This window comes from Mesorhizobium sp. M2C.T.Ca.TU.002.02.1.1 (assembly GCF_003997225.1).
On the sequence record NZ_RZTO01000212.1, the window covers coordinates 1 to 8215 of the forward strand.

General features: G+C 66.1%; 9 protein-coding genes. 8 read left to right on the forward strand and 1 reads right to left on the reverse strand.

Annotated elements, in window-relative coordinates:
• The 5 genes from EOD07_RS13775 to EOD07_RS13795 form a co-directional block, all read left to right on the forward strand.
• Positions 1-842, forward strand: an 842-nt coding sequence (locus EOD07_RS13775) for an ATP-binding cassette domain-containing protein (protein ID WP_164772234.1), incomplete at its 5' end; no start/stop codon positions are given.
• The gene (locus EOD07_RS13780; protein ID WP_082048917.1) at positions 839-1870 is read left to right on the forward strand and encodes an ABC transporter permease; all 1032 of its coding nucleotides are present in this window, start codon (positions 839-841) and stop codon (positions 1868-1870) included. The genes EOD07_RS13775 and EOD07_RS13780, both read left to right, overlap by 4 nt.
• Positions 1867-2853: an ABC transporter permease gene (locus tag EOD07_RS13785; RefSeq protein WP_127235852.1), complete on the forward strand. Its 987-nt coding sequence runs from the start codon at positions 1867-1869 to the stop codon at positions 2851-2853. Before EOD07_RS13780 ends, EOD07_RS13785 begins: the two co-directional genes overlap by 4 nt.
• Before the next feature lie 21 nt (positions 2854-2874).
• Positions 2875-3840, forward strand: coding sequence for a sugar kinase (locus EOD07_RS13790; protein WP_127235853.1), 966 nt, complete (start codon positions 2875-2877; stop codon positions 3838-3840).
• Entirely contained in the window at positions 3837-4604 is a 768-nt protein-coding gene (locus EOD07_RS13795; protein ID WP_127235854.1) for an SDR family NAD(P)-dependent oxidoreductase, read from the forward strand. The genes EOD07_RS13790 and EOD07_RS13795 overlap by 4 nt, the downstream gene beginning before the upstream one ends.
• 19 nt (positions 4605-4623) lie before the next feature.
• Here the strand turns inward: EOD07_RS13795 and hutH are convergent, their stop codons facing one another.
• Positions 4624-6120, reverse strand: a complete 1497-nt coding sequence (gene hutH, locus EOD07_RS13800) for a histidine ammonia-lyase (protein ID WP_127235855.1) — start codon at positions 6118-6120, stop codon at positions 4624-4626.
• Between the two features lie 212 nt (positions 6121-6332).
• Here hutH and EOD07_RS13805 point away from each other — a divergent pair, with 212 nt between their 5' ends.
• From EOD07_RS13805 to EOD07_RS13815, 3 genes are all read left to right on the forward strand, one after another.
• Positions 6333-6833, forward strand: coding sequence for a carboxymuconolactone decarboxylase family protein (locus tag EOD07_RS13805; RefSeq protein WP_127235856.1), 501 nt, complete (start codon positions 6333-6335; stop codon positions 6831-6833).
• Between the two features lie 59 nt (positions 6834-6892).
• A complete protein-coding gene (locus EOD07_RS13810) occupies positions 6893-7690 on the forward strand; it encodes a sigma-70 family RNA polymerase sigma factor (protein WP_245470130.1) in 798 nt (265 codons plus the stop codon).
• Positions 7691-7775: 85 nt separating this feature from the next.
• Positions 7776-8045: a hypothetical protein gene (locus tag EOD07_RS13815; RefSeq protein WP_040980126.1), complete on the forward strand. Its 270-nt coding sequence runs from the start codon at positions 7776-7778 to the stop codon at positions 8043-8045.
• Positions 8046-8215: the final 170 nt, after the last annotated feature.

An 8215-nucleotide genomic window follows, 5' to 3' on the forward strand; every position in this document is an offset into this window, starting at 1 on the left:
ATCCGCGGCAGACGCCGATCGACGAGATCATCGCGATGATGATCGCCCGCGATGTCGGCGAGATGTTTCCGAAGCGCTCGGTCGAACTTGGCGCACCGGTGCTGGAGGTTTCAAACCTGCGGCTTGGCGGCAGCTTCGAGAACATCGGCTTCAATGTGCGCGCCGGCGAGATCGTCGGCCTCACCGGCCTGCTCGGCTCCGGCGCCAAGGAGATCGTCCAGTGCCTGTTCGGCCTCAAGACCGCCGATGGCGGCCAGATCAAGGTCGAGGGCAGGGAGCTGTCGCTGTCGACGCCGGTCAAAGCGGTGCGTGACGGCATCGCCATGCTGCCGGAAGACCGCCGCGCGCATGGCGTGGCACTTGGCCTGTCTGTGCGTGAGAACATCTCCCTGGCCAGCCTGCGCCGCTATTCGCGCAGCGGCATGGTCAGCCGTGGCGCTGAAAACCAGGCTGTGGACGGCCTGATCAAGGAATTGTCGATCAAGACGCCGCATCGCGACGCGCTGGTGCGCGAGCTCTCCGGCGGCAACCAGCAGAAGGTGGCGATCGCCAAATGGCTGAGCTGCCAGTCTCGGGTCTACGTGCTGGACGAGCCGACGGTAGCCGTCGATGTCGGTGCCAAGGTCGAGATCTACAATCTCCTCAATCGCCTGGCCGGCGAGGGCGCGGCGATCCTGCTTTTGTCCTCAGACCTGCTCGAGCTGGTCGGCGTCTGCGACCGCGTGCTGGTCGTCTATCGCGGCAGGCTTGCCGGCAGCTTCTCCGGTCCCGCGATGAATAGCGATGCGCTGCTCGCGGCTTCGTCCGGCGCCCGCTCGAACGCCGATGGAGTGGCCGCATGAGCGCGACGGTCCTCCACACCGAAGTCGGCGTGTCCGACGAAAAGCAAGCCGCCGCCAAGAGCGCCGGCCGTCGCTTTGGCGCGCTTGTCGTGCGGCTTGGCGCCATCGCCGCCTTTGCCGCGATCATGGCCTATTTCGTCATCTTCGCGCCGGGCTTCACCTCGACCTTCAACCTGATCAACGTTGTCGAGCAATCGGCCATCCTTGGCGTGCTCGCGTATGGCATGACGGCCGTCATCATTGGCGGCGGCTCCGACGTCACCGAAGGCGGCATCGATTTGTCGATCGCCGCCAATATGGGGCTCTGCGCCGCCGTTTACGCCACGTTGCTGTCGATGGGCTATGGCGATTTCCTCTCGGTGATGGCGGCGATTGCCGTCGGCATGGCGGTCGGCGCGCTGAACGCGCTTGCCGTGGTCGGCCTCGGTATCCTGCCGCTCTTGGCAACGCTTGCCGTGCTCAACGTCGCGGCCGGCATGGAACTCACGCTCACCCAGAACACGGTCGTCGGCGCATCCTCCCCGCTGCTCGGCGTGCTGGTTTCGGGCAGCTTCCTCGGCATCTCCGCGCTTGCCTGGGCGCTGATCGTCTTCTCCGCTGTTATGATCGTGGTCGTCCACGGCACGTCGTTCGGGCTCAGGCTCTACGCGGTCGGCGGCCATCCGGAAGCAGCGCGCGCGGCCGGCATAAGCGTGCCCTTCTACGTCTCCTTCACCTATGTGCTGAGCGGCTTCTGCGCTGCGGTGGCGAGCATCCTCACCGTCTCGCGCCTGTCGGCCAGCACGCCCGGTTCCGGCGAGCTGCTTCTGTCGGTGCTGGCGGCGGCGCTGCTCGGCACCGTCTTCTCCCGCCGCTTCGTGCCGACCATGGGCGGCACGCTGCTCAGCGTGCTGTTCATCGGCCTGCTTGCGAACGGCTTCCAGCTGCTCAACGTCTCCAGCTACTGGGTCAACGGCGTGCAGGGCGCGCTGATCCTGCTGGTGGTGGCCATCACATCCTTTGCCCGTGGTTCGGAGGGTTCGCGATGAGCGTCTCGGCCAACGACAACCCATCCAAGGCGAGTATGCGCGGCTTCCTCGCCAAATACAGCGTGCTCATCGCCTTCGCGGCAATCGTCATCTTCTTCGCCGTGGCGAGCCCGACCTTTCTCACGCCGGCCAACCTCTTCAACGTGCTGGTCAACAACGTCGTCATGCTGGCGATCGTGGCGCTGGGCCTTACCATCGTCATCTCGTCGGGCGGCATCGATCTCTCGGTCGGTGTCTCGGTCGACATGGCAAGCATGATCTTCGTCATGCTTCTGGCCGCCGGCTACAGCGGCGTGGTCGGCGTCGCCGGTGGGCTCGGCGCTGCGTTGATCGTCGGCATCCTCAACGCGATCCTGATCACAAGGCTGAACATCAGCCCGTTCCTGGCGACGCTCGGCGTGCTCTTCATCGGCCAGAGCACGCAGCAGCTCGCCACCAGCGGCGGCCAGCCGATCTATCTCACCAGCGGATATGCCGCCGACCAGTTCAACGCCATCGCCCGCACCGCTTTGTTCGGGATACCGACCCCGGTCATCGTGCTGATCGTGCTCGCCGTCGCGGTCCATCTCCTGCTGCATCGTTCGGTGTTCGGCCGCTATGTCCAGGCGATGGGCGCGCAGCCGGGCGTGGCCTGGTATTCCGGCATCCGCGTGCCGCGCGAATTGTCGATGGTGCATGTGCTGTGCGCGCTGCTCGCCGGCGTCACCGGCATTCTGTTGTCGGCAACGGTGAAATCCTACGTGCCGCTCTCCGGCAACGCCTTCCTGCTCGATGCGATCGGCGCCACCTTCATCGGCACGACGCTCAGCCGCGAGCGCAAGCCCTCGGTCATCGGCACGCTGCTCGGCGTGCTGCTGCTCGCCATCGTCAAGAACGGGCTGCTGCTCGTCGGCTGGAATTTCTACTGGCAGCAGGTCGGCATCGGCGTGCTGGTCTTCCTGGTGCTGGCCGCGAGCTTTGGCCTGCGCCGCGCCGCCCATTGAGTTCGAAAGGTCAAGTCAACCATGCCCCAGTTCGACGTCAGCTCGATCGGCTTCTACGTCCTCGACATCCTGGGACGGCCGGTCTCGCGCATTCCCCAAGGCGGCCGCGCCGACTATATCGAGGAGATCCGCATGACCGTCGCCGGCACGGCCGGCGCGACCGGCATGGACTGCGCCATCCTCGGCCTGAAGACGCGGGCCGTCACCACGCTCGGCACTGACGACATGGGCGACTGGTTCCTCGCCAAGCTGAAGAAATACGGCCTGGAGACGAGCCTCGTGCGTCGCGACGGCAGCGTCCAGACTTCGTCCACCATCCTGCCGGTGCGGCCGAACGGCGAGCGTCCCGCGCTGCATGTGCCGGGCACAGCCGCCTTGTTCGAGGTCGCCGATGCCGATCTCGATGCCGCGCTCGACGCGACCGTGGTCCATGTCGGCGGCACCGGCCTGTTGAAGCGCTTTGACGGCGAGCCGACGGTCAGACTGCTGAAGCGCGCCAAGGCGCTTGGCCGCGTCACTACCTTCGATCTGATCCAGGCGACGCCGGAGACCTGGAAGCTGGTAGAGCCGTGCCTTCCCTATATCGACTATTTCGTGCCCAGCATCGACGAGGCCGGCGAGATGGCGCACGACCGCGATCCGGCCCGCGTCGCCGCCTTCTTCAAGGCGAGGGGCGTGAGGAACTGCATCCTCACCCTCGGCGCCGGCGGCGTCTATGTCTCACCCGAGCATGGCGAGGATTTCCATCTGCCGGCCTTCGAGGTCGAGGTCTTCGACACCACGGGCTGCGGCGATTCCTTCACGGCCGGCATCATCGTCGGCATCGTCAAGGGCTGGGACCTGAAACAGTCCGCGCGCTTTGCCAGCGCGGTCGCCGCCAAGGTGGCGATGGGGCTCGGCTCCGACGGCAAACTCGTTTCATTCGACGACACGGTCGCGGCGATGAACGCGCTTCCGGTCAAGACATCAAAGGTGGAAGCAGCATGACAATTCTCCCTGAGGCCAAGGGCAAGACGGCTCTCGTCACCGGCGCCAGCCGCGGCATCGGCAGGGCGCTCGCGAAAGGGCTCGCCGAAGCGGGCTTCGACGTCGCCATCACCGATCTGCCGTCGCAGGCGGCGGAGCTTGACGTGACCAAAAGCGAGATCGAGGCGGCCGGCCGCAAGGCCTATGTCTACACGATGGATGTCAGCAAGAAGAAGGACATCGAAGCGACCGCGCAGGCGCTGCTCAAGGCTGCGGGCAGCATCGATGTGCTGGTCAACAATGCCGGCATCCTGAAGCCCAGCCTGCTGCAGGATCTGGACGAGGCCAATTGGGACGCGCATTTCGACGTCAACGCCAAGGGCGTGTTGATGATGTGCCAGGCGGTGCTGCCGCATATGCGCGCCAGGAAATCGGGCAGGGTGATCAACATCGCTTCGATCGCCGGCCGGCAGGGCGTGCCGACGCAGGGCCACTACGCCGCGACGAAGGCGGTGGTGATCACGCTGACGCGTGTCCTGGCGCAGGAGGTTGGCATGGACGGCGTCACCGTCAACGCGATCTGCCCAGGCATCATCCTGACCGAGATGGGCAAGAACAATCTGGGCAGCGAAGCGGCGATCCGCCATTGGGAGGATGTCGCGGCGCTGAAGCGCCTCGGCGCGCCCGAGGACATCATCGGCCCGGTGCTGTTTTTCGCTTCGGATCTCTCGGCCTTCGTCACCGGTCAGGCGCTCAACGTCGACGGCGGTATCTACTACCACTGAGACTTGCAGCGGGCCTGCGCTACAGCCGCGGCCCCGCGACCATCCTGGCGACGCGCGCCATGTCGGCGCTCATTTCGCGATCATCGTCGAGCGGGGCGACGAGCGCCCGCACGGCCTCATAGCTGCGCCGCGGGCCGTCGCCCATCGAGTCCAGCACGCCGCGCAACTCGACGCCGGTCGCGGCGAAGATCAATTCCATCGCCACCAGATAGCGCAGCCGCTCGATGATCGCTGCCGTCTTGGCGACCACGCGCGGCGCCATCGACGACTGGTCCTCGACGCCATCCGAGATGGCGAGAGGGCTGAGCGACATCGGATTGGCGAGGTGACGGATCTCGGCTTCGAGCGCGGCGACCGGCTTCTGCAGTTCCGCATAGCCCTGGCGGCTGCCGCCTCTGGCCGACAGGAAGCGCGGCAGCTCCGCAACCGTCGGCGACATCAGCTTCATCGAGCGGTTGGCGGTGCCGACCGCGCAATGCGCCAGCGCCTGGCCGAGGCTTTCCCAGGTCAGCGTGAAGGCGGTCAGGTCGAAATTGCCGTTGGAGACGACCCGTTCGGCCTCGGGCAGGATGACCGGATTGTCGCCGGAATGGCCGAGCTCGATCTCGGTTGCCAGCTTGGCCTGCTCATAGGCATGGAGCAGCCCGCCCCACACTTGCGGCACGCAGCGGAAGCTGAGCGGATCCTGGAGCCGCCGCGCGGCGTTGTCTTGCCACAGCCCGCTTCCGGAAAGCTCTGCCCGCAGCCGCGCGCCGATCTCGCGCTGGCCGAAGGCCGGACGCGCCGCAAGCGCATCCTCATCGATGGCCTTGAGCGACGCGCGGAAGGCTTCGTAGTTCAGCGCCACCGCCGCCAGCGACCAATCGATCAGGCAGGCGACCTCCTCCAGGGCAAGGCACGCCGTTCCGGTCGAGAGACTGTTGGCGACGATGATGGCGTGGCCATCCTTCTCGCGCAGGTCGAGAGGTTCGAGCCCTGCAAGCTTGAGCGCTTCGGCTGACGGCATGATCCGGCCTTGATATTCCGTCTCGCCGTCGCCGCGCAGCGCCCGCGCCAGATGGCCGAGCGGCGCAAGGTCGGCGGCGCCCACCGATCCCCAGCTCGGAATGACCGGATGGACGCCGGCGTTGAGCGCGGCGAGCAGGCCGAGCACCACGCCTTCCGATGTGCCGGTGCCGCCTGCCGCCATGCCGCAGATGCGCGCGACCATCAGCGCCCGCACCGCCTCGGTCGGCAGTGACGGCCCGGCGCCCATCGAGTGGCTGAGCGGCACGCTGTGCTGGAAGGCGATCAGGTCGGCCTCGGCAAGCGGCGTGTCGACACAGGCGCCGAGCCCGGTGGTGACGCCATAGAGCGGCTTGCCGAGCTGGGTGAGACGCTCGATCAGGGCGCGGCTGGCGCGGATGCGGCGCATGGCTTCCTCGCCGAGCACGAGCCGGGCGTCGCGCCGCGCGATCTCGGCGACATCTTCCGTGCCCAGCGGCTTGGCGTCGAGGACGATCACTCTGGCTGTCATCGGGCAATTCCTCAGGCCTCCGGGCTGGTGGCCGAACGAATGCAGGATATCCGGCATCGGAGCGGGCCACTGTCGAAAATCCGCCGTCGCGGTTGCCGTTATTTTTCCGCGGTCCGGATAAGCGGCACGGCGGCGAAAATTTCCGGCGCCGATGTCACATCGGGCCAAGCCTCGCTCGTCTTGAGGTCGGAAGCAACGAAAGGAACCGACCCATGACTGTCAGACTTGACCCCCTTGCCGCCGCCCCTTCGCTGATGAAGGAGTGGCATCGTGCCTCTTTGGCCATCGCCGGCAGCCTCGATCCGGCGCTGGCCGAGCTCATCGAGATCCGTTCCTCGCAGATCAATGGCTGCGCCAATTGCATCAATATGCATTCGACCTATGCCCGCGAGCGCGGCGAGACCGAGCAGCGCATCTATCTCTTGTCGGCCTGGCGCGAGGCGCCGTGCTATACCGATCGCGAGCGCGCGGCGCTCGGCTGGACCGAAGCGCTGACCAGAATCTCAGAAGGCCATACGCATGAAGCGGCCTATGAAGCGCTGAAGCCGCATTTCTCCGAGGAGGAGCGCGTGAAGCTCACATTGATGATCAACATAATCAATGGCTGGAACCGCATCGCCGTCGGCTTCGGCGGTTTTGTCGATCCGGCGGCCATCAAAGCCTCCAACAAGGCGGCTGCCGCCCAGGCTGCCAGCAAGGCGGTCGCGGCTTGACGCCGGAGCCGGCATTGACGGGCGCGGCGGCGGACTTCGAACCGCTGCGCCCGAAGCTGATGCGGGTCGCCTACCGCATGCTGGGCTCGGTCGCCGATGCCGAGGATGTGGTGCAGGAGGCCTTCATCCGCTGGATGCGGACCGAGCGCGCCGAGGTGCGCCAGCCCGAGGCGTTCCTGCGCCGCACGGTCACCCGGCTTTGCCTCGACCAGCTCAAATCCGCGCGGCATCGGCGCGAGACCTATGTCGGCCCGTGGCTGCCTGAGCCGCTGGTGGAGGAAGACGAGGCGGAGGACGTCACCTTGCCGCTGATGCTGGCGCTGGAGCGCCTGTCGCCGCTCGAGCGCGCAGCCTTCCTGCTGCACGACGTGTTCGGCCTGCAGTTCGAGGAGGTCGCGGCCGAGATCGAGCGCGATGCAGCCGCCTGCCGCCAGCTCGCGGCCAGAGCGCGTGAGCATGTGCGCGAGGCGCGGCCGCGCTTCAAGGTCGAGAGAGAGCGCGGGCTGGAGATCGCCGAGGCCTTCTTCAACGCCTCGCGCAGCGGCGACATGAAAGCGCTCGGCGCGATGCTGAGCGCCGATGTCACCGCCCACGCCGACGGCGGCGGCAAACGTCCGGCGGCGACCGAGCCGGCGCTCGGCTTCGAGGCGGTCATGACGCAATACGCGACCGTGGCGTCGTGGCTGAAAGACAATCCCTCGACGCTCATCCGTTACGGCTTCATCAACGGCCTGCCGGGCTTCGTCACGCTGGAGGTCGATGGCGAACTCCAGACCACGGCGCTCGATATCGAGGACGGCAGGATCACGGCGATCTATGTCATGCGCAATCCCGACAAGCTGCGGCACCTGCATTAGCTGGGATGAAAGCAGCTGCGGGAACTTTTGCTCTGCTGGCGATTTTGGATATGCTGCAAGTCCAAATTGCTGGAAGGTCGCTGCCATGACGAAACATTTTGCAATCGCCGCGCTCATGCTTGCCGCGGCAGCCGCGATAGCGGGTCCCGCTGCCGCCGGCGAACATCGCTACCGCGTGGTCGAGCATGAGCGTTATGTCCCGGCCAGCGACGACATTATCGAGACGCTGTTCGGTGGTCCGCGCTACTACGACCAGCAGATGACCAACACGGCGGCGGGCGCTTGCGCGTATCACCGCGTCGGACCGGACGCGAATGCGGTGAACGACATCAACGACCACTATTGCGGGAAGTAGGGTCCCCCGGCGGCGTGCCGCGCGGGCCATTTCGATAAGCCTCGACCCCATTTGCGTTTATGATCCCTGCGAACTCATTGGAGTCGCTGGGGTGAGTGTCGTTGGCCGGACCTAGCCTCCTTTGAATGTTGATCCTGTCATGGTTGGCGGGTCATCGCACACATTCGGCT

Excerpts from the sequence above, each read along its gene's own strand:
- EOD07_RS13780 (WP_082048917.1), top strand. The coding sequence starts at position 839 with ATGAGCGCGACGGTCCTCCACACCGAAGTCGGCGTGTCCGACGAAAAG.
- EOD07_RS13785 (WP_127235852.1), top strand. The coding sequence starts at position 1,867 with ATGAGCGTCTCGGCCAACGACAACCCATCCAAGGCGAGTATGCGCGGC.
- EOD07_RS13790 (WP_127235853.1), top strand. The coding sequence starts at position 2,875 with ATGCCCCAGTTCGACGTCAGCTCGATCGGCTTCTACGTCCTCGACATC.
- EOD07_RS13795 (WP_127235854.1), top strand. The coding sequence starts at position 3,837 with ATGACAATTCTCCCTGAGGCCAAGGGCAAGACGGCTCTCGTCACCGGC.
- hutH (WP_127235855.1), bottom strand. The coding sequence starts at position 6,120 with ATGACAGCCAGAGTGATCGTCCTCGACGCCAAGCCGCTGGGCACGGAA.
- EOD07_RS13805 (WP_127235856.1), top strand. The coding sequence starts at position 6,333 with ATGACTGTCAGACTTGACCCCCTTGCCGCCGCCCCTTCGCTGATGAAG.
- EOD07_RS13810 (WP_245470130.1), top strand. The coding sequence starts at position 6,893 with ATGCGGGTCGCCTACCGCATGCTGGGCTCGGTCGCCGATGCCGAGGAT.
- EOD07_RS13815 (WP_040980126.1), top strand. The coding sequence starts at position 7,776 with ATGACGAAACATTTTGCAATCGCCGCGCTCATGCTTGCCGCGGCAGCC.